The sequence below is a fragment of the Qipengyuania pelagi genome (assembly GCF_009827295.1).
Taxonomy (GTDB): Bacteria; Pseudomonadota; Alphaproteobacteria; order Sphingomonadales; family Sphingomonadaceae; genus Qipengyuania; species Qipengyuania pelagi.
Genome location: NZ_WTYD01000001.1, coordinates 1,666,359 through 1,689,892 on the forward strand (window position 1 = coordinate 1,666,359; position 23,534 = coordinate 1,689,892).

A 23,534-nucleotide genomic window follows, 5' to 3' on the forward strand; every position below is an offset into this window, starting at 1 on the left:
GCCCCCTCGCGGATCGCATAATCTGCGTATAGATCGGGAAAAAAGGGCGAAATTGCGCGGTTTCCGGCCCCATTTCGCAGCGGGATGGAAGCGGTTCTCGTGAAGGCAGGACGCCGCCAAACGGCCGCTCCCGCAATTTCCCCGAACCGGGAATCAGCCTTCGAAGCCGCTTTCGAGAAGGCCCGTCAGCGCCGCTTCGCGAATTTGGCGTTCGGAATGCTCTGCGCTCGCCTTGTCTTCGGCGTGTTGGCCTGCGTTATGGTCATCTTCGTCGAGGATTGCGGCGTCGGCGATCAACAGCGCACCGCCCTTACCGATCGTGCAGCGAGCCATCAGGCGCGTATCGGACAGGGCGCATTCGGCCTCGCCCCCTGCGTCACGCGCAGCGAAAGTCCCGGATATCCGCGTTGGAACCGACAGCCCGAACGCATCGACCACCCGCTCTTCGTCGTCCTGGCTCGTGTCCATTTCCAGTTCGAGGCCCCATCGCGCCAGGATCGGAGACAGCAGCGCGACATCATGGGGGCGACGCGGATCGCCCAGCCGGTATTCGGAATGGCGCGTCAGCATGGGGTCGGCGAAAAGGATCACCCGCCCACCTTCGCGCACCCAATCGTCGAGCGCGACATTCTCTTCCGGCGACAAAGCACGCGGCTGGGCGAGGATCAGGCGGTCCAGCGGCGCGAGCGTTTCGGGCGTCAGCACATCGAGCGGTTCGAGCGCATAATCGCGCTCCAGGAGGGCGCGCACCCAGTTCGCACCCTGATCCTGATTCAGCAGATCGGAAAACTCGACCGCCTCGTTCCAATAGATCGGCAGAGTCGACATGAGGCCCAGGCGAGGCTGCGCCATCTGCTCGCCAACCTGCTCAACCGCCGGATCGGCATCGGCGCTGGCGGAACATGCCGTGCACGCTATCAGCACCGCACCGAGCGCCAGGGCCGCCCCGCGCGATCGCGAGACGCTATTGCGGCCCAAGATCGTCGCTTCCGCCCCGTTCCGGCAGGATCGGCGCTTCGCCATCGGGGGCCGGTTGCGGCGTCGGGCTGGCGGGAAGATCGGGAACGACGCCCGCATCGACCAGCGGATCGGATCGGCTTGGCGTGGCAGCGGGCTGGTTGGTGGACACCGCTTCGGGAACCGAGGTCCGCTCGGTTTCGGCGGCGCGGCTTTCGATCAGATCGACCAGCCCGACCAGCAACAGCGTTCCGGCAAGCCCGGCAAGGCCCACCTGGAGCCTTTGCGCCGTCTGCCCGCGCGTCCCGCCGAGCGGTACGCTGGCCGAAGCGGCCGAGAAACCGGCGGCCGAAGGATCGGACACGCTATCGGCGGGGCGGGCTTTGCGTCGGGGATCGAACAGGCGAGCCATCGGGCCAATTAGGATGCGAGGCGCCATCGGGTCAATCGCCTTGACGCCAAGGATCGCCCAGAAGGGTCAGGCCGCCCCTTCCAGCCAGTCGAACACCGGCAGGTCCTTGGAACGCAGCCAATCGGCGTTGTAGAGCGTCGAGAGGTAGCGGAAACCCGTATCGCACAGGATCGTCGCGACGCGCGGATCCTCGTGACCCTGCGCTTTCAACTGGCGGCCCAGCGCCACCGCGCCCGCCACGTTGATGCCGCTCGACAGGCCGAGGCAGAGCCCCTCTTCGCGCAGCAGGCGGCGGACCCATTCGAGGCCTTCCTCGTCCGAAATGCGGAACTGGGTGTCGATCGGCGCGCCTTCGAGATTGCCGGTTATGCGCCCCTGCCCGATCCCTTCCGCAACCGAGGACCCTTCCGATTTCAGCTCGCCATGCGCGTAGTAATCGTAGAGCGCGGCGCCATGCGGATCGGTCAGCGCGATCGTGACGGTCTCGTCGAATTGCTTGAGGCCCATGCCGACGCCCGCGATCGTGCCGCCCGTGCCGGCAGCGCAGGTGAAGCCGTCGATCCGGCCCTCCATCTGCTCCCACAATTCCTTCGCCGTACCCTCGATATGGGCCTTGCGGTTGGCGGTGTTGTCGAACTGGTTAGCCCAGATCGCGCCTTCAGTCTCTTCGGCGAGACGGCGGCTGGTGTGAACGAAATGGTTGGCGTCGGAATATTTCGTCGGGGGTACGGTGACCAGCTCCGCGCCCAGAGCGCGCAGCGTGTCCATCTTCTCCTTCGACTGGTTGTCCGGCATGACGATGATCGTGCGATAGCCGAGCGCATTGGCGACAAGCGCGATGCCGATCCCGGTATTGCCCGCCGTGCCTTCTACCACCGTTCCACCCGGCTTTAATTCGCCGCGCGCCTCGGCATCGCGGACGATATAGAGCGCGGCGCGATCCTTCACGCTCGCGCCCGGATTGGCGAATTCGCATTTGCCGAAAATGTCGCAACCGGCAGCCTCGCTCGGCCCGGCGAGGCGGACGAGCGGCGTGTTGCCGATGAGATCGAGCGTATCGGCTCGTAGGGGAATGGCAGTCATACCGAAGACGTAGGCAGTCGCTCCGGCGGTCGCAAACTAGATGCGCTTGCAGGCCGCAAAGCGATCCGCAATCAGTCTTCCGCCGCGATCGTCACCTTGAGACCGTCGAGATCGCCGGTGAAGGGGATCTGGCAGCCGAGGCGTGAATTGGCGTCTCGATGATCGGAGGATTCGAGCAGATCGTCCTCGTCCTCGCTCATCGCGGGCAGCTTGTCCTGGAAGGCCGGATCGATATGGACGTGGCAGGTCGCGCACGAACAGCAGCCGCCGCACAGCGCCAGCAGCTCGTCGAAGCCGTTGTCGCGGATCGCTTCCATGACGGTCAGCCCGTCCGCGACGTCGATCTCGGATGTCTCGCCTTCGCGGGTGGTTACGATCAGCTTGGGCATTGTCGCGGCCTCGTTCCTGTGGTTTGCCAGTCGTCGCGCTGCTAGGGCGCGAGCCGACATTTGGCAAGGAGCGTGGCGCGCCGGCATGGGACTGACCGCGGAGCAATTACGGGACGGGATCGACGCGGTCGTGGCGCGGGAGCCGCGCGTAGCCGCTGCGCTCGCCAAGGCAGGCTATCCCGAACCGCGCCTGCGCGACACCGGCTACAAGACGCTGCTGCGCACGATCGTCGGCCAGCAGGTCTCGGTCGCCGCGGCGGCATCGGTGTGGACCAGGCTGGAAGCCGAACTGGGTGAGGATTTCACCCCCGCCTGCCTGCTCGAACGCGATTTCGACACGTTGCGGGCCTGCGGCCTGTCCCGCCAGAAACAGGGCTATGCCCGATCGCTCTGCGAACTGGTCGCGGAAGGGGAGCTGGATTTCGAAAGCCTGCCCGCCGATGACGAGGCGGCGATCGCGGAGCTGACCAGGATCAAGGGGATCGGGCGCTGGTCGGCGGAAATCTATCTTCTGTTTGCCGAAGGACGCCCCGATATCTGGCCTGCGGGCGATCTCGCCGTGCAGGTGGGCTTGGGCAAACTGCTCGGCCTCGCCGAACGCCCGAGCGAGAAAGAAACCCGCGCGCTGGCCGAGCACTGGCGCCCGCATCGCGGGGCGATGGCCATCTTCACCTGGCATATCTACAATAATCCGGCGCTATAGGCCGAAAACGGGAGAGACACGACATGGCGGACCGCAAGGCCATCTTTATCAGCGGCGGGGGCTCCGGCATCGGCCGCGCGATCGCGATCCGCTTCGGGCGCGAGGGCTGGTTCGTCGGCCTCGGCGATATCGACGCGCATGGCATGGCCGTGACCGAGGATTTCCTCCCCGGCGGTTATTCCTACACTCACAAGCTCGATGTCCGCGACCGCGCGGCGTGGGACGATGCGCTGAACGGCTTCGCCATGGCGGCGGGCGGCCGGATCGACGTAGTCGTGAACAATGCGGGCATTCCGCTCGGCGGCGCATTGATGGAGAATGCGACCGACGAGATCGAGCGCTGCCTCGACATCAACCTAAAGGGCGTATTGTTCGGGGCGCAGGCGGCCTATCCGCATTTGAAGAAGACGGCGCCGGGTTCCTGCCTGCTCAACACCGCCAGCGCTGCGGGCATTTACGGGACGCCGGGTGCCAGCGTCTATTCCGCGACGAAGTTCGGCGTGCGCGGCATCACCGAAAGCCTCGACGGAGAATGGGCGGCGGACGGGATCGCGGTCCGCTCGCTCTGCCCCAGCTTCATCGATACCCCCCTGCTCGACAAGAACCCCAATGCGGGGTCCAATCAGGACATCCGCCAACGCGTGACCGATGCCGGACTGGAAATCACGCCGGTCGAGGATGTGGCCGAAGCGGCATGGGCGGCAGTGCATGGCGACCGATTGCACACGCTGGTCGGCAAGACCGCCAAAAGGCTCGGCTTCGCCAGCCGCTGGCTACCGGGCAAACTGCGCAAGCAGACCCGTGCGAGCGCCAGAGCCTTGGGCTAAGCTTTCAGCTAGGCGTTAGAGCAAGCTTCCGATCGCCTTCGCCATCTTCATGTCCTTCAGGGACAATCCGCCCGCGTCATGCGTGGTCAGCGTGACGTCCACCTTGTTGTAGACGTTGAACCATTCGGGATGGTGGTCGCGCTTCTCCGCGATCAGGGCGACACGCGCCATGAAGGCGAAGGCTTCGGAGAAATCGGCGAATTCGAAGCTGCGCTCGATCGCCTTGCCTTCGCGCGCCAGCGACCATTCGGGCAAAGCGCGCATCCAGCTGTCGCGTTCTTCCTGGTTCAATTCCTCGACCGGCATGATCTGCTCCTGCGCTTGTGGGGTGCCCGCCTTTTGCCTATCGCTGCCCCCCATGCAAGGGGCGGGTCTCACGGCGCGGGAGCTTTATTGCCGCAGGGGCGACCGGCCGCTGTTCGGCGCACTCGACCTCGCTCTGAAACCCGGCGAGGCGCTGCATCTGGTGGGGCCGAACGGGATCGGAAAATCGAGCCTGATCGAAATCCTCGCCGGGCTGAGGCGACCGTCCGATTTCCTGTCGGCGGGCGGCGCGAAACCGGCGCGTGGTTCGGTCGGATGGTGCGGCACGATCGGCCTGCTCGACGCGAGACTCGCGCTGGACGAGACCGTCACGCTGGAACGCGCGCTCGCTTTCTGGGCCGCGCTCGACGGATCGGCGGCATCGACGGCGGATCATGCGTGCACTCTGGGGATCGAACCGCTGATGGATGTCCCGGTCCGCTATCTTTCGACCGGGCAGCGCAAACGCGCAGGCATCGCGCGCCTGCTCGGCCAGAACGCCGACCACTGGTTGCTGGACGAGCCGCTGAACGGGCTCGACACCGAAAGCATCGGAGTGATCGAAACCCTCATCGCCGCGCGCAGAGCCGCAGGAGGCGTCGTGGTGGTCGCGTCGCATCAGCCGATCGCCATGCCGGGTGCCGTCACGCTGGATCTGAGGGACCACCCATGGTGATCGTCACGCTGCTGCGCCGCGATCTCGCCACGCTCCTACCCGGTGGGAGGCGCGGCGGCACGCTGCTGCCGCTGCTGTTCTTCCTTGCCGTGGCGATGCTCTATCCCTTCGCGGTCGGCCCCGAACCGCAGCTGTTGGCGCGCACCGGGGGGGGCGTCGTCTGGATCGCGGCGCTGCTGGCGGCGATCCTTCCGCTGGAACGGCTGGTCGCGGGCGATCTGGAAGCGGGGGTGTTCGATCAATTAGCGCTGCGCGGGATCAGCGAGGAATGGGCCATGGCCAGTCGGCTGATCGCCCATTGGCTCGCCTTCGGCCCGCTGCTCCTGCTCGCCACCCTGCCCGCCGCCGCCCTGCTCGGCCTGTCGGGCGCGACGGTGAGAACCCTTCTGCTCGGCCTGCTAGCCGGAACCCCCGGCCTCGCCGCGATCGGCCTCGCCATCGCGGCGCTGACCGCGGCCCTGCGCGGCGGCGCGGCGCTCGCCGGACTGATGGTCATCCCGCTCGCGATCCCGATCCTGATCTTCGGCGCGGGGGCCCTGTCACGCCCCGACAGCGCGGGCCTCGCCCTGACCGGCGCGATCAGCCTGGGTCTGTGCGCGGTGACGCCCTTCGTCGCGGGCGCGGCAGTCAGAGCAGCCCGCGAAGGGTGACCGTTCAATAAGGCGGCTTGTCGAGGCCCTTGGGGCTGCCGGTGAAGATCTCGTTCCCGGTCTCGGTGATGCCGATCGAATGCTCGAACTGGGCGCTCAGCGATTTGTCGCGGGTCACGGCGGTCCAGCCGTCGTTCAACACTTTGGCGTGCGGGCGACCGCCATTGATCATCGGTTCGATGGTGAAGAACATGCCCGGCTTCAAGACAGGCCCCGTCCCCGCCTTCGCCGCGTGGATGACTTCCGGCGCATCGTGGAAAAGGCGGCCGAGGCCGTGGCCGCAGAATTCGCGCACCACGCCATAGCGATACTGGCGCGCATGGGCTTCGATCGCGGCGCCGATATCGCCGACCCGCGCGCCGGGCTGTGCCGCCTCGATACCCAGCATCAGGCATTCATAGGTCACTTCGACCAGGCGCTTCGCCTTCAGCGACGGTTCGCCTGCGAAGAACATCCGGCTGGTGTCCCCGTGCCACCCGTCGAGCAGCGGGGTCACGTCGATATTGAGGATGTCCCCGTCCTTGAGCGGCTTTTCGCCCGGAATGCCGTGGCACACGACGTGGTTGATCGAGATGCAGCTGCTGTGGGTATAACCGCGATAGCCGAGCGTGGCGGGCACCGCGCCGCCATCGAGCATCAGTTCGCGGATCTTGTCGTCGATCGCCGCGGTCGTCACCCCCGGCTCGACCATCGGGGCCACTTCGTCGAGGATCTGCGCCGCCAGCCGCCCGGCCTTGCGCATCCCTTCGAAGCCCTCCTCGCCATGCAGCTTGATGGTGCCGTCGCGATAGACGGTCTCTCTGCCGTCGATTTGCTGGTATTCGGTCATGGCGCGCGATGTAGCGATCAATCCGCCGAATTGCGAGGCTGCTTCTGCGGCGCCCTGCTGAACGCCGCGACGTAATCGGGCTTGACCGCATCGATCACCGCCGAATCGACCGGGAAGGTGAACTCGTAAGACCCCTCGGCATAAGGTCCGGCGACATAGGGACCGATAAGGATGCCGATGCGATCGAACGTTTCCCGATTGCCCGATCCCAGCAGCACCGTCACCTCGCGCGGTTCGGGACAGGTGCTGAAACCGTCGGTCGATGCGGGGTCCACCGGCTCCCCGCGCCGCTCGGCCCGCTCGGCGTCGAGAGCGTCGCAGAATTCGCCCCACAGCGCCGTCTTGAACGCGGAAGGGCTGCGAAACAGGTCGAGCGGAGCGCGCGCCGTGCCCGCCTTCCTGTCCCACACCAAACTGTCATACCCGTAATTGGGATGCGCGCCGCCGGTATAGGAATAGATCAGCGCCGAAAGGCTCAACCAGTCGGTAATATCGGCGACCGTCTTCCACTCCTTTTCCGCGCTGTGGGTGCGGAATTCCCATCCGTCGCCGCGCGCGGCGGCCTGATCCTCCGCCGCCATCGCCTGTGCCTCGTCGAGCGCGGACTGCGCCTCGCGCTCGAACCGCGCGGCCAGTGCGGGAATGGCATTTGCCGCGGCAGGCCAGGTATGGCTGAATTCGATCCGCTCGTTCTCCAGCTTTAGAGCACCGGGTTCCGCATCGACGGTTCGCGGCGTCTCATGGGTATCGCGCGCGGACTCGGTTTTCACGCCGACCTTGGCTTCGTATTCCTGCGCTTCGCTACAGGCGCTGGCGGCCACCACGCTCGACAGCAGGACCGGAATCAGGAACAGGCGCATCGGGGTTGGGTTTCCTGTGCGAGCATTGACGTGAGGGATTGAGAATATGAGCGGCAGTATGAACGCGGGCGAAGCATTGATCCAGCCCGATCGCGGACAGGATGCGGTTACCATCCACCTGACCGACAAGACCGGCTTCGAAAGTTTTGCCAAGGGACTGAAGGCCAGCCAGCGCGCCGCCCTTCAAGCGCAGAAATTCGACGGGAGCGGATATCAGACCGCGATCGTGCCCGATGGGGACAGCTGGTTCGCCGTGGGCGGTGTCGCCGATCCCCAGAACCTGTCGAGCTGGTGCCTTGCAAAGCTCGCCGAAGTGCTTCCGGCGGGGACATATCGCCTTTCGAAGGATGCTTCGGGCGGCGACCCCGGCCCGGCCCTGCATGGCTGGCAGACCGCGCAATATGTCTTCGATCGCTACAAGAAGCCCGAAAAACCCGTCGGCCAACGCGTTCTGCTGACCGACAAACCCGCCCGTATCGACGCCGCGCGCAGGGAGGCCGAGGCGGTCTGCCTCGTCCGCGATCTCGTCAACACGCCTGCCGAGGACATGGGGCCCGAGGCGCTCGAAGCGCAGGTCGAGGTGCTGGCGAAGAAACACGGCGCCGCGCTCGAGACGGTGCGCGGCGACGCGCTCGAAACCGGCTATCCGATGGTCCACGCGGTCGGGCGCGCGGCGGCGCGGCGCCATGCCCCGCGCCTCATGCACCTCAGCTGGGGCAAGGATGGCGATCCGGTTCTGGCCGTGGTCGGCAAGGGCGTCTGCTTCGATTCGGGCGGGCTCGACATCAAGGGCGCGTCGGGCATGATGCTGATGAAGAAGGACATGGGCGGCGCGGCCCATGCAATCGCGCTTGCCGGGCTGATCATGGAGGCGGGCCTCAAGGTGCGCTTGCATCTGCTTGTTCCCGCAGTCGAAAACGCAATCTCGGGCGAGAGCTTCCGGCCCGGCGATATCCTCAAATCGCGCAAGGGCCTGACGGTCGAGATCGGCAATACCGATGCCGAAGGCCGCCTCATCCTGGGCGATGCGCTGACTCGGGCGAGCGAGGAGAAGCCCGACCTGATCCTCGATTTCGCCACGCTGACCGGTGCGGCGCGCGTGGCGCTCGGCCCCGAGCTTCCCGCGCTGATGGCGCGCAAGGACGCAACCGCCGAGGCGCTGATCGCGGCGGGCAAGGCGCATGACGACGAACCGTGGCGCCTGCCCCTGCCCGACGCCTATCGCGAATACTTGGCCTCCGACATCGCCGATACGAACAACGCCGCCACCAACGGTTTTGCCGGGGCGAGCGTGGCGGGCCTGTTCCTCGACAAATTCGTCTGCGAAGGCGTGGATTGGGCGCATTTCGACACCTATGCCTGGCGCCCGCAGGCCAAGCCGGGCCGTCCCAAGGGCGGCGATGCCTATGGGTTGCGCGCGGCATGGCACATGCTCAAGGACCGCTATTCGGAATAAGCCCCAACTTCGACCGGACCGGTCCCGGATCTGACCCGATCCGGGACCCGTGGCATTGCAGCCACGCTCGATCCCGCGCCCGAACTTGCGAGCCGCGCCGCTCCCGGCTAAGCGCGCGGGATTCACCCTTTCGACGAGAACGAACGCCCATCCCGTGAGCAGGCCCGCAGACTACACGCTTCCCACCAAAACGGTCGGCCTGACCGGTCCGGTGCGCAAGCCCGCACCCGGGACCCTGCCCCTGCGCGGCGATCTGGCGCATATCGCGCTGGCCGGTCAGTATCTTGCCACGCAATATGTCATCCCCCTGTGCCGCGAAGTCGGCCCCGATGGCGCGCATCTGCGGCTCGCCATGCGTGACGATGCGGAGATGGGGGCCGAGATTACCGCCGGGACCACCGTCGAACTGCTCGATTGCGCGGGCGACTGGGCCTGGATCGCCTGCGGCCCCGAAGGGCCGAGCGGCTATGTCCGGTTGAGCGTCCTCGCTCCTTCGGAATAGCAAATGGCGACCCGGATCTTCATCGACGGCGCTGCCGGGACCACCGGCCTCGAAATCCTCGACCGGCTGGAGGGGCGCGCCGAATTCGACCTGATCCTCCTCGACGACGAGCGCCGCAAGAGCATCGAAGCGCGGCGCGAGGCGCTGAACGAGGCGGATATCGCCATCCTGTGCCTGCCCGACGACGCGGCGCGCGACGCCGTCGATCTGCTCGATCCGGCCAGCGGCACGCGCATCATCGACGCATCGAGCGCGCATCGCACCACCGAAGGCTGGTGCTACGGTTTTCCCGAACTCGTCGGACGCGAACGCGTGGCCGAAGCGCGCCGGGTCAGCAATCCGGGCTGCTACCCGACCGGATTTCTCGGCCTCGTCGCGCCGCTGGTGCGCGAAGGCCTGCTACCGGCGGACTGGCCCTTCACCGTCAACGCCGTCAGCGGCTATTCGGGCGGCGGCAAGGCGCTGATCGCGGAATTCGAAAAGGGCGGTGCGCCGGGTTTCCACGCCTATGGCTACGACCTTCGCCACAAGCACCTGCCCGAAATGCAGCTGCGTGCCGGGCTGGAGCATCCGGTCCTCTTCGCTCCATCGGTCGTGCCCGTCTATCGCGGCATGATCGTCGAAGTGCCGCTGCATCTCGGCGCCATGGCGGGCGAACCCCATTCCGACAGCCTGCGATCGGGCCTCACCGAATTCTACGCCGGATCGCCTGTCGTTTCGGTCCTCGAAAGCGAGAACCCGCGCGAACTCGTGCTCGATCGCGACGCCGCGCCATGGGACGGGATGGAGTTGTTCGTCTTCGGCAATGACGGCGGGTGGAATGCGCGCCTCGTCGCGCGGCTCGACAATCTCGGCAAGGGCGCGAGCGGCGCGGCGATCCAGAACCTCAATCTGATGTGCGGTCTGCCGGAAACCACGGGCCTTTCGTTCTGATCCTGCCTGTTTTTCGGGCAGCGATCGCCCGGTGTTTGGGCAGCGCGGTGGGCGGGTGAACGTGCACAGCAGTCACCCGATTTCACGCCCGGCCTGCCCGACTATTCAAAAGATACCGGAATGCGCCCTTTTCCGCGCGCTTTCGATCCTCTACGCTGCGCGCGAACGGTTCGAAACGGTCTGGCACGATTCTTGGTAACCGATCCGTAAGGATCGCCCGGATCGGCGAACCACGCAGCGTCGAAACGCCGAACAGGTTGGGGGAATTCCCGGTTTCATGAAGAAGATCGAAGCGATCATCAAACCCTTCAAGCTGGACGAGGTGAAGGAGGCGCTGCACGAAATCGGCGTGTCCGGCATCACCGTGACCGAAGCGAAGGGGTTCGGCCGCCAGAAGGGCCACACCGAACTCTATCGCGGCGCCGAATATGTCGTCGACTTCCTGCCCAAGGTGAAACTCGAAGTCGTGGTAAGCGACGACATCGCCGAACGCACCGTGGAAGCGATAGCCGCCGCCGCCCAGACCGGGCGGATCGGGGACGGGAAGATCTTCGTCTCTGCACTCGAAAGCGCGCTGCGCATTCGCACCGGCGAGCGCGACGACGACGCGATCTAGCCCTCAATCCAATATTCCCGCCAACACATCCCGCCCTTTGGCGAAACTCGAAACCAGCAAGGAAACTGATCACATGAGCAATGCAAGCAAGGTCCTCAAGCGCATCGAAGACGAAGGCATCGAATGGGTCGATCTTCGCTTCACCGATCCCAAGGGCAAGTGGCAGCACCTGACCATGGTGGCCAAGACGCTCGACGAGGACCAGCTCGAAGACGGCCTGATGTTCGACGGTTCCTCCATCGCGGGCTGGAAGGTCATCAATGAAAGCGACATGATCCTCAAGCCCGATCTCGAGCGGGTCTATGTCGATCCCTTCAGCGCCGAGCCGATGCTGATCGTGTTCTGCGACATCGTCGAACCGTCGACCGGCGAATGGTATGCCCGCGACCCGCGCACCACCGCGAAGCGCGCCGAGGCCTTCCTCCAGTCGACCGGCGTGGGCGACACCGTCTATGTCGGCCCCGAAGCCGAATTCTTCATGTTCGACGATGTCCGCTTCGAGGACGGCTATGCCGGATCGGGCTACCGGATCGACGATATCGAATTGCCGACCAATACGGGCCGCGAATACGAGGCGGGCAACATGGCCCACCGTCCGCGCGCCAAGGGCGGCTATTTCCCCGTCGCCCCGGTGGACAGCGCGGTCGACATCCGCGGCGAGATGGTCTCGACCATGCTCGAAATGGGACTGCCCTGCGACAAGCACCACCACGAAGTCGCCGCCGCGCAGCACGAATTGGGCCTGACCTATTCAACCCTGGTCGAAACCGCCGACAATATGCAGATCTACAAGTATGTCGTGCACCAGGTCGCCCATGCCTATGGCAAGACGGCCACTTTCATGCCCAAGCCGATCAAGGACGATAACGGTTCGGGTATGCACACCCACTTCTCGATCTGGGATGGCGGCAAGCCGACCTTCGCGGGCAATGGCTATGCCGGCCTGTCGGACAATTGCCTCTATTTCATCGGCGGCGTCATCAAGCACGCCAAGGCGCTGAACGCCTTCACCAACCCCACCACCAACAGCTACAAGCGGCTGGTGCCGGGCTTCGAAGCGCCGGTCCTGCTCGCCTATTCGGCGCGCAACCGTTCGGCCTCGTGCCGCATCCCCTACGGTGCAGGCGAAAAGGCGAAGCGCGTGGAATTCCGCTTCCCCGATGCGATGGCCAACCCCTACCTCGCCTATGCCGCGCTGCTGATGGCGGGCCTCGACGGGATCACCAACAAGATCCATCCGGGCGAGGCGATGGACAAGAACCTCTACGACCTGCCGCCCGCCGAACTGGCCGACGTGCCGACCGTGTGCGGCTCCCTGCGTGAGGCGTTGGAGAACCTGGAGGCCGACCACGACTTCCTGCTGAAGGGCGACGTCTTCACCAAGGACCAGATCGACGCCTATATCGAACTGAAGTGGGACGAAGTCCTGCGCGTCGAAACGACGCCCTGCGCGGCCGAGTTCGATATGTACTATTCCGCTTAACCTTTAGCGGTTAAAGGCCAGCCTTCACCGAGCGGGGCGTCCGGAGCAATCCGGGCGCCCCATTTCTTTTGGGTCTCGGCTGGCGCGGCAGGACAGAAAATCATGCTTTAATTGCATTGTCCCATCGAATCCGTCATTCCTTGGTTTCGGGGGTCGTTTTCCGGGCTTTGGCTCAGGCTTTGCTCATTCATTGAATCGCTCCCCATCCGTGTGGTTATTTGGGGTGAAACAATGTCACGAATTTTCCGTCCACTTTTCGCAATGACGAGCATGGCAGCAGCGTGCGCGCTCGCGGTCCCGGCTCATGCTAACTGGCGGGTGGCAGAAACCGATCATTTCATTCTCTACTCCGAAGCGCCTGAGGACGAAGTCGTTGAGACGGTCACCCGGATGGAAACGTTCGACACGCTCGTGCGCGCCCTCACCAACAACACCCGTCCGGCCAGCCCGATAAAAGTCACGATGTTCGAAGTGGCCGACGTCGACGCGGTCAATGCCACATTCCCTTATCCCAGCAGCGGAGTAGGCGGATATTACAACAGTACGGAAGATGGGCCGTTTTTGGTCACGTTCCGAAATGTCATGCGCACTGGGCGGAGAAGCGCGCGCAAGGCTGCGCGCAAGTCATACGATTGGGGCCCAGAAGTACGGCAACATGAATATCTGCATCATTACATGTATCAGTATTTCAACGCCAACTATCCTAGCTGGTATTCAGAAGGTTTCGCTGAATACTATGGCACGATGGCTTTCCCAGAGGAAAACGTTGTCGAGATTGGTCACGCACCCTATTTCCGTGTCGATACCATCCGTGAGAACGCATGGCTTCCCGTCCGCAAACTGCTGACGGCTAAATCCTATGCCGATGTCGGCCAAGATATCGGGCAGCTTTATGCCGAAGGATGGCTGTTGACCCATCTGGGTGCGCAAAACAAGGAACGCGGCGCGCAGTTGCAGCAGTACCTCGCCGCAGTAGCGGCTGGAACGCCGTACGAAGAAGCCGCGACCAATGCCTTCGGGGATCTTGACGTCTTGGACGCCGAACTGCGTAAGCATCGCCAAAATATCAATGCGATGCGGCTTTCCCTCAAGCCTATGAACCTCGGAACGATACCGGTTCGCGAGCTGACGGATATGGAAAGTCGCCTCATGCGATATCAGATCAGGCTCTATTCCGGCTACGAGAAGAGCGCGCTTCCTCAAATCGTCGGCGCCGTGCGGGAAATTCGAGCGGAAGCACCGGATAATGTGATGGGCCTCGAGATTCAGGCACAACTGGAAAATCTCGCGAATATGCCGGAACAAGCGGCCCAGACGACCGAGCATCTTTTGCGAATTGATCCGACCAACATCGTTGGCCTGACGGAGCGAGGCAAGGCTTTGACCGGCCAGCTTTCTCAGAGTTCGGACGACGCCGCCTGGTCCGAGGCACGCAAACCGTTCCAGGCTGCGATAGCCGCATCGAACATCGCGATCGCTCCGAGAGTAGCGTTTTTCGAAAGCTTCCTGGCGCAGGGTCAGAGCCCATCGGTGGAAGCGCAAAATCGTATGGTCGAAGCGTTCCAGCTTTTGCCGCAGAACGACGAAATCCGGTATCTCCTGGCCCGGGATTTCGAACAGCGCGGCCTGATCGACGATGCAATCGCAATCATCGAGCCGGCAGCATTCGGCGCTTTCGACGGGGATGCTCGCGAAAAACGGCGTCGCGGCAAGGCCATGGAACGATATGCCGAGCGGTATACGAATATCGAGAATTACGAAACGCCTCGCGACATGCTCGACCGGCTCGAAGCTAAGAAAGACGGTCGCTACGATCCTGAAACAAATACGTTCACACCGAAAAACCCGGAAGACAGCGAATAGGAATTCACGCCAGAGACACATCTACGTGTCTCTGGCGTGACCTTTCTCGTCCGGCGGTTAGTCGCTCCCGAATCGGGATCCCTCTCCCCGGCGGTCCGCCAATCAAACCATTTTCCTACAGCGTCTTCGCGCGCCTAATTGCCTCGCCTCGCTCGATCCGACGCTGGAGGCTCCGATGATTCGCAAACCCCTGTTCGACCTGTTGCGGCGCCTCATCGGTCGGCCTTTCCGGCAGAGGGAAGTCGAGATGATCGATGCGGCGCTCGATGCGCTGGAAGGGGTGGAAGAGAGCGCGCACTCGATCGGGCCGGAGGGTGTCGCTCTCATCAAGCGCTTCGAAGGGTGCGCGCGGGTGCGGTCAGACGGACTGGTCGCGGCCTATCCCGACCCCGGCACTGGCGGCGCGCCCTGGACGATCGGCTGGGGCGCGACGGGACCGGGAATCGGGCCGGAAACGGTATGGACGAAGGAGGAGTGCGACGAGCGCCTCGTCCGCGATCTCGCACGCTACGCCGCCGAGGTCGCCGCTGCGATCGGTGACAGCCCGACGTCGCAGTGCCAGTTCGATGCGCTTGTCAGCTTCCATTACAACACCGGCGCGATCGCGCGGGCCAGTCTCACCCGCCTCCACATCGCGGGCGATTACAGCGCAGCGGCGCGCGAATTCGGTCGTTGGAAACACGCCGGGGGCCGGGTCATGCGCGGCCTGGTCCGGCGCCGCGAGGCTGAAACGCGTCTCTATTCAGGCGCTTGATGAACGCCACCAATCTGCCTCGTTCATCAGTCTCCAGGTGTGGAACCAGCCCGATCGAATGCCGTTGATCCTCCAATCAGGAGTTAACAAATGCGTATTTTTACCAGCAGCGTAGCGATCCTCGCTCTTGCCGCCACCGGGGCGATTGCTCAGGGAAATGGCAAGGGTAACGGCAACGGAAATCAGGGCAACGGCAAGGGCGGTCCGCCCGCCGCGGCGCAGGCAGGCCCGGCGATGAAGGGCAATTCCGGTAACGGAAACGGCAAGGCCGAGCGTGGCGGTCCCCCGGCGCAGACCGAGCGTGGCAACGGTAACAGCAATGGCAATGTCAACGGCAATGGCAACGGAAACGGGGCCAAGGCTAGCAACGGCAATCAGGGTAACGGCAACGCTCGCAACGATGTCCGTGGGAATGGCCAGCGCAATGCGATCGAGCGCGAAGTCCGACAGGTCGAGCGCGATCTTCGCGGCAATAACGGCAATGCGAACCGCAACAGTGCGAACGGACGCGACAACGCCAGAAACAATGGCCAGTTGGTCGAGCGGACGGTCGATCGCTATGTCCAGCCGGCTGGCCGGTATGGCGGTTCCTTCGGATACACGCCCTCGGTCCTCGACGGGTGCCCACCGGGTCTCGCGAAGAAAAACAATGGCTGCCAGCCTCCCGGCCTCGCGAAACAGCGCGCGCCCTATGGTTCGTTCTATCAACCCTCGCTTTTCGGGCTGACGGGTTACGACCGCGGCGATTATTTCTACGATGATGGCTATCTGCTGCGGCGCAACGGCTCGGATATCGCGGGCTACATCCCGCTGCTCGGCGGTGCGCTTGCGATCGGGAACCAGTGGCCCAGCTCGTATGGGAGCGGCAGCCTGCCCGACTATTACGTCGACTATTACAATCTCGGCGGGCCGCAGAATTATCGCTATGCCGACGATGTGATCTACCGCGTCGATCCGACGACGAGTGCGATCCAGTCGATCGCGGCGCTGTTGACCGGCGATCAGTGGACCGTCGGCCAGCCGATGCCGCGCGGTTACGATGTCTATAACGTGCCCTACACCTATCGGGACCGCTATTACGACACGCCCGAGGCGAATTACCGCTATTCGGACGGGTATGTGTACCGGGTCGATCCGCAGACCCAGCTGGTGGCCGCCGCCATCGATCTGCTGACCTGAGCCGGAGTAACATCATGCTGAAGACACCCATGCGCGCTCTCGCGCTCGTCGCCCTTCCCGCCAGTCTCGCTCTGGCGGCCTGCAACGCCGATCCCAATGAGACCCCGGCCACGGCCCAGACCGACCGCGATACCGTCGCGCAGGCGGTGGCGACTGCCACCAATCTGTCGACCCTGTCGCGGGCGATAACCGACGCGCAGCTCGCCGAGGTGCTCGACGGGTCGGGTAGCTACACGCTGTTCGCCCCCAATGACGACGCCTTCGCCGCGCTGGGCGAGAACGGTCAGCGCCTGCTCGAGGTCGAGCAGCGCCCGCTTCTCGTCGGCCTCCTGCGCGAACATATCGTGCCGGGGCACATCACGCCCGACGCCATCGGCAAGGCGATCGACGATGAGGGCGGTTCGGTCAGCATGACCACCATGGGCGGCGGATCGCTGACCTTTTCGCGCGAGGGCAATACGATAACCGTTTCGCGCGACGGCAATGGTGTGGCCCGCTTTGCCGGGGAACCGATCGAGGCCGATAACGGTGTCGTCATCCCGATCGACGCCGCGCTGGTCCCTCAGGGTGCGGCCTCCTCCTCATCCGAACCCGGTAATGAGAGCATCGCCGCTCAATAATCGCGGCTGATCTCGGCGACGACACTTTCGCGACCGATGGTCGAAACCGAGGCGAGCAGCGCAAGCCAGCTCGTGATGCGGAATTCGACTTCGGTCGCGGAATAGCCACGTCCGTCGGTGATGATCTCGACATAGAAGCGGCGGCCGAAATTCTTGCCCAGCGCGATACCCGTGCCGCGATCGAGCGCAGGGTCAGCGCTGACGATGCGCAACCGGTCGAGCCCGATGGCGCTTCTCAGCTGGTTGATCGGGTCCATCCCGCCCCCGCCTCTTAAGGACGCGACCGCTGCCCCCAGTTGGAGCGCGTCGGTCGCCGAGAGATTGGTGATCGAACCGCCGAACAGGAGGCGGGCGAGGATTTCCTCTTCGGGCAGAGCGGGGTTGGAGCTGAAGGTGATTTCCGGTTCTTCCGAGCTTCCGGTCACGCGCACTTCGACCTCGATCCCGTCGCGCTCGCTCTCGGCACGAATGTCGAGGCTCGGGTCGATCGGACGGGTCACGTCGAATTCGATCGCCCCGCGTGACAGTTCGAAGCGTGTGCCCGCAAAGGTGTAATCGCCGCGCACGACCCGCGCTTCGCCGCCGATGCGCGGATCGTCGGTCGTGCCGCGGATACGGATATCGGCGCCCCATTCGCTGTCGAGCCCCATGCCTTCGACATCGATCCGGTTGGTGCCGCGCGCATCGATGAGATAGCGCCAGGGCCGTCCCGGCGCCACGCGCTGTCCGATATCGGCGGGGCGGTTGATCTCACGCGTCGCGATGCGAGGGAGGCGCACGTCTTCCGCCGCCGTGGCAAGACGCCAGCTGGCGCGATTGATCCGCACCCTGCCCGCGATCGTCCCCCCGAACCCGTCGGACACGATCCGCAAGGGGCCGGTCACCGTCGCCTCGATCCCGTTTGCGGCGAGCAGCTTCGCATTCGTGGCGGCCGCTTTCAGATCGAGCTTGGGGCCACGCGCTTCGAGGAAGCGGCCCTGCACCCGCTCGCCCAACCCTTCGAGATCGACGGTCCCGCTGCCCGTGACGCTGCCGCCATTGGGCGTCGTCCCCGCGAAGCGCGACAGGCGCAGGCGCGATCCGGCGAAGGTGCCGCGCACCGCCATGTCGCGGATATCGGTTCCCGACAGCGAGCTGCGCAGCCGCAGCGCGTCGCTCCGCAAAGACCCGCGCACGCGCGGATTGGCCAGCGTTCCGCTCGCATCGGCGGCAATGGCGACCGGGCCGGTCAAATCGAAGGCGTCGATCGCTGCGAGGCGCCAGAGACTCTCCGCCGCGCCCTGATACCGCAATTGGGCCCTGAGCGCACCGTTGCGCAACCGCTGGTCCAACGTCCCTGTCTGCGGCAGCCCGGTGATGATCGCTTGCATCCGTCCGCGTCGGATATCCTGATTTTCCACCACGGCCCGCGCTTCGAGGCGTTCGGCGGTGAGATTGGCGACCAGGGCCAGATCGACAGGGCGGCTCGACAGGACGAGGCCGGAGCGGAGCAGATCGTCCACCTTCACGCGCGCCTGCCCGCGCGGTAGGCGGTCGGGGCCGAGCGCGAAATCGACCCGGCCCGAGATCGTCCCGCCCAAACCCAGGTCCGGCACAACGATATCGCCGAGCGACAGGGGCATTTTCGACAGGGCGAGATCGAAGGTAGTCTCGCCGCCGCCGAAGCGCCCTGAGGCGAGAACGCCGCCGCCGCCGAACTTGACGAGCGTCCGGTCGAGGCGCCAGCCGCCATCGTCGAGCCGGGCCAGCACCGCGCGGCGAGGCATGGTGATCCGCCGTCCCGCGAACTCGCCGCGCGCCGCCAGGGTGACCTGTTCGGGCGCGATCCCCGCCTTCAGATCCATCGCGAAGCTGCCGCTACGCCGTCCGGCGATGGAGGCGTCCACCGTCCCGCGCCCGTTCGTCACTTCGCCCTGCGCTGCGAAGCGTCCGATGAAGAGCGTGCCGTAGGACAGGCCCGCACCGCGCGCCGTGCCGGAGAATGTGGAATTGCCCTCCGCCAGCAGGCCGCGCGCGTCGATCGTCGCGCGGGCGATCGTGATCGGCGTCGCGCCGCCGAAGACCGCGTTGCGCGCCTCCAGATCGAGATCGAAGCCCTGCCCGCCTCCACGCGGCGCGAGCGCGATCGTCCCGTCGAGACCCCCTCCCGAAAGCGCGAGGTCGCCAGCGATCCCGTCTTCTGCCAGCGTCAGATCGCCGCGTATGGCGGTGTCCGAAAGCGTGAGCCGCTCGATCGCGATCCGCGTTGCGCCATCGCCCGGCGCCACCAAGGTCAGCACTCCGTCGAACGGCCCGAGGGTGGAGCCGCCCTGCGTCTCGATACGAAAGCCGTTCTCGCTCGGCGCGATGGCGAGGCGCACATCGCTGAGGCCCGCCGCGGGCAGGGGATCGGCGAAGACGAGCACCGCTTCCGGCCCGCCCGGCGCGATCCGGCCTTCGACCGTGAACGGCCCATAATCGACATGGCGGCCCGTCCCGGCGAGCGTGGTCACCCCGTCCGCGATGGTCCCGTCGAGGCGCGCGGTCACCTTGCTGGCGGCGACGTTCAGATCATCGAAGCGCAGCGGGACACCCGAGCCGAAGCCGACCCCGCCCCGCAGCCGGATCGGCTCGCCCACGAGGTTCGCGAGCGTCGCGTTGGTGACCGGCGCAACCCGCGCGTCGAGGTCCGCGCGCACCTGCCAAGTGCCGGGCGCGATGGTCGCCCTGATCCGCGCCGCGCCACTGGCTCTTCCGATATCGTCGAACGCGACCTGCTGGGCGCGCACATCGCCCGCGATCCCGAACAGTCCGCGCCCCAGATCGCCCTGCAAGGCAACATCCGCGCTCGTCGTCGGGAAGCGCAGCGCGAGATTTTCGGCTGTCAGGCGCGCTCCGCTGAGAAGGGCCGTGCCGCGCAGCGTACCGTTGACGAGGCGCGGATCGAGCAGATCATTGCCCGTCGCAACGCGTCCCAGCCGGGCGTCGAGCGGGAAGGTCCAGCGCGCGCCATCGTACCGTGCCATACCCTGCTGGCGCAGATCCGTGATCCGCGTTCCGCCGCTGGTCACTTCTCCGATTTCGAGCGTGTGATCCACCGCGAGATCGCGCAACGGGCCGTCCACGGTTGCATCGAGCGTCGCATCTTCGAGCCGGAGACCGCCGAACAGACCGGGATCGCGCAGACGCGCCGACACCACCACATCGCCGACGCGGTTCTCGGCCAGATCGACCAGCCCTTCCGCGCGCGCCGCGAAGGCGGGGGCGGAGATGACATAGTCGCCCTCGATCCGGCGATCCTCGATCGTCGCTTCCGCGCGCAGCGAGACGGTCCCGCGCAGCATATCGGCCAGAAGCCCGTCCAGCGCGGGACCCGGTTCCGCCTGCCCCAACAGGCCGAAACGCCCGGAGCGATTGGTGATCCTGAACGCCGCGAAACGGTCCTCGCCCCGGCGCACCAGCAGCGATCCGTCCCACCGGCTCCAGCTGCCATCGCCTGCGATGCGGGCCGTATAGGGCGCCTGCGCTCCGACGATCCGCGCAATCGCGCCGCCTTCGGGCGCAACGTAGGTCAGGCCCAGATCGAAGCGATCGCGATCGGGCGCGGCATCGATCAGCGCGGCGAAGCGGTCCCCGGACTGGAGCGCGCCGCGCGTGTCGACCTTCAAGCGGCGATCACGCAGCTGCACCTCGGCGATCAGATCGAGCGTCTCGGCACGGTCGCCCGCTATCCCTTCGGCCAGCGTCAGGCGCTCGATCGCCAGCCGGTCGATCGCAATGTCGAAGCCGGGCAGGATCGGCCCGTCCTCCTCGCTCGGAAGGAATTCGGGCAGCCGCGTCAGCGTGGCGCGGCGCGCGGCAAACTCGTCGATATCGAGCGTGTTGCGCAGCCACGCGCCGGGGTTCCAGTCCAGCTCCGCCTCGGGAATGGTCATGAACGGCCCCGTCGGGTCCGACAGCACCACGTCGTAAAGCCGCGCGCGTCCGTAGAGATCGCCCTCGATCCGCCCGATGCGGATGTTGAGCCCGTTGGGCAGAGTGCGCGCCGCGATCCGGTCAGCGAGGAAACGCTCGCCGACCGGCGTGTTGAGGACGACCGCCGCCGCCGCGATCAGAAGGACTATCGCCGCGAGAATGCCGACCAGCCATTTCGCCGTCCGCCCGGCATGGCGCCGCCTAGTGCCGCGCGGGCGGCCATCCGTTTCCGCGACGGCTTCGGGCACCTGATCCTCGTCCATCAAGACGGCCATCAGAACGCCTGTCCGAGCGAGACATAGACCGCGACCGGGCTATCATCGGGTCCGGGATTGAGCGGCACGCCGACATCGAGCCGCAGGGGGCCGAACCCCGTATGATAACGCAGGCCCACGCCCACCCCGAGCTTGATCTCATCGAAATCGGGGATCACGTCCTGACTGACCGAGCCTGCATCGAGGAAGGGCACCACCGAAACCGCGCCGTCGAAGAAGCCGGTGCGGATGCGCGCCTCGACCGCGCCTTCGACCACGCTGCGCCCGCCGCTGGGATCGCCCAGAGTGTCGCGCGGGCCGATCTGGCGGAAGCCGTAACCGCGCACCGACCCGCCCCCACCCGCGTAATAACGGCGCGAAGGCGCGATATTGGCAAGGTCCGTCCCCGGAATGGCGCCGAAGGCCGCGCGCGCGGCGATGACGACTTTGTCCGTGACCTGCTTGTAGGTCGAGGCATCGGTGCGCGCGCGCAGATAGAAGCTTTGCGTGCCGCGATTGCGCGAAACCTCGGGCGAGAGATTGGCCGAGACACGGAACCCCTCGGTCGGGTCCAGCAGATCGTCGGTCGAATCGAGCAGGATGTAGCCGGGGATCGCCGCGACGAGATAGGTCGATCGCGGCGCCGCTACGCCGCCGACCGCAGGCGGGCGTTCGTCGGTCGCGACCAGTTCGACGCCCGCAGACCAGCTGACCGGCTTCTGGAACAGCAAGGTCGAACGCCGCTCGTAAGTCGCGACGAGGCCCGCCGTGTTCGCGTCGAAAGCGGGGCTGTCGATTGTGCTGGCATAGGCATCGAGGCTGAGGATGCGGTCGCGCCCGCCGAAATTGTTCTTGCGCAAGCCCACGCCGAACAATTGCTCCTGCGTGCCGAGAATGCCGCGCACCTTGAGCGCACCTTCGGGCGGGAAAAGATTGCGATGTTCCCAGCTGGCGGCGAGGCGAAAGCCCTCTTCCGACCCGTATCCGATCGCACCCGCGATGGTGCGCAGATCGGCCCGCTCGATCCCGACATCCATCGCCACCACGCCCGGCTCGTCGCCCACAGGGGCGCTGACTTCGCGCGGAGTGATGGTGACCGAGGAGACCAATCCCGTGGCCGTGATCGCCCGGCGCAGGTCGAGTTCGAGGCTGCGCTGGTAGATGTCGCCCGGATCGAAGCGCGCGATGGTGGCGAGGTGATCGCCGGGGAGGAAATTCTCGTCGCTGCTGGTAACCGCGCCGAAGACATATTTCCCGCCGGGGGTGACCGGCATGGTCAGATCGCCCTCGTCGCGATCGTGATCGATCAGCAATTGCGGCTCGTCGATCGTGGCGAAGGCATAGCCGAATTCGCCCAGCGCGGTGTCGAGGTCGAACCGTTCGGTCTCGATCCGGTCGCTCTGCATCGGATCGCCCGGCTGGATCTCGAACGCCCGCCGCAGGACATCCGCATCGCGCGCCGTACCGAGCGCGCCCAGGTCGATCGCCCCGAAGCGATAGCGCTGGCCGGGGATGACATCGAAGCGCACGGTCGGGCGCGGCGGATTGGCATTGTCGGCTCCGCCTGCGGCGCCGCTGGTCCCGATGGAACGCGCGATCCGGCCGTCATAGAACCCGTAGACTCGCAGCAATTCGGCCAGCAATTCCTCGTCCTCGCGCGCGCGGGCGGCCAGCTGGGCGATGTTCTCGTCGTCGCCATCCAGCTCCTCGATGGTCGAGAGCGCTTCGAACCGTTCGACGAAATCGCCGCGTTCGGTGAAGGGCGGGTCGAGCTGAGGGAAGCCGAGCGTCAGCGAATCGTTCAATCGCACCAGATCGGCCTCGGTAAAGGCGACCTCGGGGCCCGCGATCTCGAGATCGGCGAACTGGATATCCTCTTCGGGGAGATCGATGTCGAGCGGCGGAAGCTCGAGATCGTCGGGCCATTCGACCGCGAGGTCGGGCAGGTCCGCGAGAGGCGTTTCGGGATCGAGGTCAGCGCCGTCAGCCCCGAACTCCTCCTCCGGCGTGTCACCGCCCGGATCGGAACTGTCGCTCGCCCAGCCTTGGGGATTATCGACCGCGCTGTCGGGGATCAGGTCTTCCAGTTCCGCATCGGTCGCCTGACCCTGCGCCGAGAGAGGCGCGGGGAGTGCGATTCCGGTCATGGCGAGCGCCGCCATGGCAATCGCGACGGCACCGCTCGCGGACAGGAGCCGCGCCGTCAGCCGGTGCGATGGGCTCTTCTGGGA

The 23,534-nt window shown here is 65.6% G+C and carries 22 protein-coding genes; 13 read left to right on the forward strand and 9 right to left on the reverse strand.

The features are described 5' to 3' along the window. Positions 1–153: 153 nt before the first annotated feature. The 4 genes from GRI47_RS08285 to GRI47_RS08300 form a co-directional block, all read right to left on the reverse strand. The gene (locus GRI47_RS08285; RefSeq protein WP_160660795.1) at positions 154–978 is read right to left on the reverse strand and encodes a Gldg family protein; all 825 of its coding nucleotides are present in this window, start codon (positions 976–978) and stop codon (positions 154–156) included. Then, positions 965–1,369 carry a hypothetical protein gene (locus GRI47_RS08290; RefSeq protein WP_160660796.1) on the reverse strand — a complete coding sequence of 135 codons (405 nt, stop codon included), beginning with the start codon at positions 1,367–1,369 and terminating at the stop codon, positions 965–967. Before GRI47_RS08290 ends, GRI47_RS08285 begins: the two co-directional genes overlap by 14 nt. A gap of 66 nt (positions 1,370–1,435) precedes the next feature. After that, positions 1,436–2,452, reverse strand: a complete 1,017-nt coding sequence (locus tag GRI47_RS08295) for a cysteine synthase A (RefSeq protein ID WP_160660797.1) — start codon at positions 2,450–2,452, stop codon at positions 1,436–1,438. A 71-nt stretch (positions 2,453–2,523) separates the two neighbouring features. After that, a complete protein-coding gene (locus tag GRI47_RS08300) occupies positions 2,524–2,841 on the reverse strand; it encodes a 2Fe-2S iron-sulfur cluster-binding protein (protein WP_160660798.1) in 318 nt (105 codons plus the stop codon). An 85-nt stretch (positions 2,842–2,926) separates the two neighbouring features. On the opposite strand from GRI47_RS08300, the gene GRI47_RS08305 reads away from it, so the two are divergent. Next, complete coding sequence (locus GRI47_RS08305) at positions 2,927–3,544, forward strand: DNA-3-methyladenine glycosylase family protein (protein WP_160660799.1); 618 nt, start codon at positions 2,927–2,929, stop codon at positions 3,542–3,544. 23 nt (positions 3,545–3,567) lie between these two features. Next, positions 3,568–4,371 carry an SDR family oxidoreductase gene (locus GRI47_RS08310; RefSeq protein ID WP_160660800.1) on the forward strand — a complete coding sequence of 268 codons (804 nt, stop codon included), beginning with the start codon at positions 3,568–3,570 and terminating at the stop codon, positions 4,369–4,371. Positions 4,372–4,386: 15 nt separating this feature from the next. Here GRI47_RS08310 and GRI47_RS08315 read toward each other — a convergent pair whose 3' ends face one another. Beyond that, positions 4,387–4,677 (reverse strand): 4a-hydroxytetrahydrobiopterin dehydratase, encoded by a 291-nt coding sequence (locus GRI47_RS08315; RefSeq protein ID WP_160661380.1) that lies wholly within the window; start codon positions 4,675–4,677, stop codon positions 4,387–4,389. Between the two features lie 52 nt (positions 4,678–4,729). Here GRI47_RS08315 and ccmA point away from each other — a divergent pair, with 52 nt between their 5' ends. Further along, a complete protein-coding gene (gene ccmA, locus GRI47_RS08320; protein ID WP_160660801.1) occupies positions 4,730–5,350 on the forward strand; it encodes a heme ABC exporter ATP-binding protein CcmA in 621 nt (206 codons plus the stop codon). Then, on the forward strand, positions 5,344–6,000 hold the full coding sequence (locus GRI47_RS08325) for a heme exporter protein CcmB (protein WP_160660802.1): 657 nt from the start codon (positions 5,344–5,346) through the stop codon (positions 5,998–6,000). The genes ccmA and GRI47_RS08325 overlap by 7 nt, the downstream gene beginning before the upstream one ends. 4 nt (positions 6,001–6,004) lie before the next feature. Here GRI47_RS08325 and map read toward each other — a convergent pair whose 3' ends face one another. Both map and GRI47_RS08335 read right to left on the reverse strand, forming a co-directional pair. Then, positions 6,005–6,829, reverse strand: coding sequence for a type I methionyl aminopeptidase (gene map, locus GRI47_RS08330; protein ID WP_160660803.1), 825 nt, complete (start codon positions 6,827–6,829; stop codon positions 6,005–6,007). Positions 6,830–6,846: 17 nt separating this feature from the next. Then, positions 6,847–7,689: a DUF3298 and DUF4163 domain-containing protein gene (locus GRI47_RS08335; protein ID WP_160660804.1), complete on the reverse strand. Its 843-nt coding sequence runs from the start codon at positions 7,687–7,689 to the stop codon at positions 6,847–6,849. Positions 7,690–7,747: 58 nt separating this feature from the next. Here GRI47_RS08335 and GRI47_RS08340 point away from each other — a divergent pair, with 58 nt between their 5' ends. The 9 genes from GRI47_RS08340 to GRI47_RS08380 all read left to right on the forward strand — a co-directional run bounded on the left by GRI47_RS08340 (position 7,748) and on the right by GRI47_RS08380 (position 17,095). Beyond that, positions 7,748–9,145: a leucyl aminopeptidase family protein gene (locus GRI47_RS08340; protein WP_160661381.1), complete on the forward strand. Its 1,398-nt coding sequence runs from the start codon at positions 7,748–7,750 to the stop codon at positions 9,143–9,145. A 154-nt stretch (positions 9,146–9,299) separates the two neighbouring features. Next, positions 9,300–9,647: a hypothetical protein gene (locus GRI47_RS08345; RefSeq protein ID WP_160660805.1), complete on the forward strand. Its 348-nt coding sequence runs from the start codon at positions 9,300–9,302 to the stop codon at positions 9,645–9,647. 3 nt (positions 9,648–9,650) lie between these two features. Beyond that, positions 9,651–10,580, forward strand: coding sequence for an N-acetyl-gamma-glutamyl-phosphate reductase (argC, locus tag GRI47_RS08350; RefSeq protein ID WP_160660806.1), 930 nt, complete (start codon positions 9,651–9,653; stop codon positions 10,578–10,580). 277 nt (positions 10,581–10,857) lie between these two features. Further along, positions 10,858–11,196: a P-II family nitrogen regulator gene (locus GRI47_RS08355; RefSeq protein WP_160660807.1), complete on the forward strand. Its 339-nt coding sequence runs from the start codon at positions 10,858–10,860 to the stop codon at positions 11,194–11,196. A gap of 73 nt (positions 11,197–11,269) precedes the next feature. Continuing rightward, the gene (gene glnA, locus GRI47_RS08360; RefSeq protein ID WP_160660808.1) at positions 11,270–12,679 is read left to right on the forward strand and encodes a type I glutamate--ammonia ligase; all 1,410 of its coding nucleotides are present in this window, start codon (positions 11,270–11,272) and stop codon (positions 12,677–12,679) included. A 318-nt stretch (positions 12,680–12,997) separates the two neighbouring features. Then, the gene (locus GRI47_RS08365; RefSeq protein ID WP_160660809.1) at positions 12,998–14,542 is read left to right on the forward strand and encodes a tetratricopeptide repeat protein; all 1,545 of its coding nucleotides are present in this window, start codon (positions 12,998–13,000) and stop codon (positions 14,540–14,542) included. A 175-nt stretch (positions 14,543–14,717) separates the two neighbouring features. Then, a complete protein-coding gene (locus GRI47_RS08370) occupies positions 14,718–15,296 on the forward strand; it encodes a lysozyme (protein WP_160660810.1) in 579 nt (192 codons plus the stop codon). Between the two features lie 90 nt (positions 15,297–15,386). Then, on the forward strand, positions 15,387–16,475 hold the full coding sequence (locus tag GRI47_RS08375; protein WP_160660811.1) for a hypothetical protein: 1,089 nt from the start codon (positions 15,387–15,389) through the stop codon (positions 16,473–16,475). Positions 16,476–16,489: 14 nt separating this feature from the next. Then, positions 16,490–17,095, forward strand: coding sequence for a fasciclin domain-containing protein (locus tag GRI47_RS08380; RefSeq protein WP_160660812.1), 606 nt, complete (start codon positions 16,490–16,492; stop codon positions 17,093–17,095). On the opposite strand, the gene GRI47_RS08385 is transcribed toward GRI47_RS08380, so the two are convergent. Together GRI47_RS08385 and GRI47_RS08390 are read right to left on the reverse strand one after the other, a co-directional pair. Beyond that, on the reverse strand, positions 17,089–21,324 hold the full coding sequence (locus tag GRI47_RS08385) for a translocation/assembly module TamB domain-containing protein (RefSeq protein ID WP_237452650.1): 4,236 nt from the start codon (positions 21,322–21,324) through the stop codon (positions 17,089–17,091). The two genes, GRI47_RS08380 and GRI47_RS08385, sit on opposite strands and share 7 nt — an antisense overlap. After that, positions 21,324–23,450 (reverse strand): autotransporter assembly complex protein TamA, encoded by a 2,127-nt coding sequence (locus GRI47_RS08390; protein ID WP_160660813.1) that lies wholly within the window; start codon positions 23,448–23,450, stop codon positions 21,324–21,326. Before GRI47_RS08390 ends, GRI47_RS08385 begins: the two co-directional genes overlap by 1 nt. Between the last annotated feature and the right edge of the window lie 84 nt (positions 23,451–23,534).

Bases quoted from the DNA above. Each gene is read 5' to 3' on its own strand.
- GRI47_RS08390 (WP_160660813.1), bottom strand. From the start codon at position 23,450: ATGACCGGAATCGCACTCCCCGCGCCTCTCTCGGCGCAGGGTCAGGCG.
- GRI47_RS08380 (WP_160660812.1), top strand. From the start codon at position 16,490: ATGCTGAAGACACCCATGCGCGCTCTCGCGCTCGTCGCCCTTCCCGCC.
- GRI47_RS08385 (WP_237452650.1), bottom strand. From the start codon at position 21,324: ATGGCCGTCTTGATGGACGAGGATCAGGTGCCCGAAGCCGTCGCGGAA.
- GRI47_RS08310 (WP_160660800.1), top strand. From the start codon at position 3,568: ATGGCGGACCGCAAGGCCATCTTTATCAGCGGCGGGGGCTCCGGCATC.
- GRI47_RS08325 (WP_160660802.1), top strand. From the start codon at position 5,344: ATGGTGATCGTCACGCTGCTGCGCCGCGATCTCGCCACGCTCCTACCC.
- ccmA (WP_160660801.1), top strand. From the start codon at position 4,730: ATGCAAGGGGCGGGTCTCACGGCGCGGGAGCTTTATTGCCGCAGGGGC.
- GRI47_RS08290 (WP_160660796.1), bottom strand. From the start codon at position 1,369: ATGGCTCGCCTGTTCGATCCCCGACGCAAAGCCCGCCCCGCCGATAGC.
- GRI47_RS08340 (WP_160661381.1), top strand. From the start codon at position 7,748: ATGAACGCGGGCGAAGCATTGATCCAGCCCGATCGCGGACAGGATGCG.
- GRI47_RS08375 (WP_160660811.1), top strand. From the start codon at position 15,387: ATGCGTATTTTTACCAGCAGCGTAGCGATCCTCGCTCTTGCCGCCACC.
- glnA (WP_160660808.1), top strand. From the start codon at position 11,270: ATGAGCAATGCAAGCAAGGTCCTCAAGCGCATCGAAGACGAAGGCATC.
- map (WP_160660803.1), bottom strand. From the start codon at position 6,829: ATGACCGAATACCAGCAAATCGACGGCAGAGAGACCGTCTATCGCGAC.
- GRI47_RS08335 (WP_160660804.1), bottom strand. From the start codon at position 7,689: ATGCGCCTGTTCCTGATTCCGGTCCTGCTGTCGAGCGTGGTGGCCGCC.
- GRI47_RS08300 (WP_160660798.1), bottom strand. From the start codon at position 2,841: ATGCCCAAGCTGATCGTAACCACCCGCGAAGGCGAGACATCCGAGATC.
- argC (WP_160660806.1), top strand. From the start codon at position 9,651: ATGGCGACCCGGATCTTCATCGACGGCGCTGCCGGGACCACCGGCCTC.
- GRI47_RS08370 (WP_160660810.1), top strand. From the start codon at position 14,718: ATGATTCGCAAACCCCTGTTCGACCTGTTGCGGCGCCTCATCGGTCGG.
- GRI47_RS08355 (WP_160660807.1), top strand. From the start codon at position 10,858: ATGAAGAAGATCGAAGCGATCATCAAACCCTTCAAGCTGGACGAGGTG.
- GRI47_RS08315 (WP_160661380.1), bottom strand. From the start codon at position 4,677: ATGCCGGTCGAGGAATTGAACCAGGAAGAACGCGACAGCTGGATGCGC.
- GRI47_RS08295 (WP_160660797.1), bottom strand. From the start codon at position 2,452: ATGACTGCCATTCCCCTACGAGCCGATACGCTCGATCTCATCGGCAAC.
- GRI47_RS08305 (WP_160660799.1), top strand. From the start codon at position 2,927: ATGGGACTGACCGCGGAGCAATTACGGGACGGGATCGACGCGGTCGTG.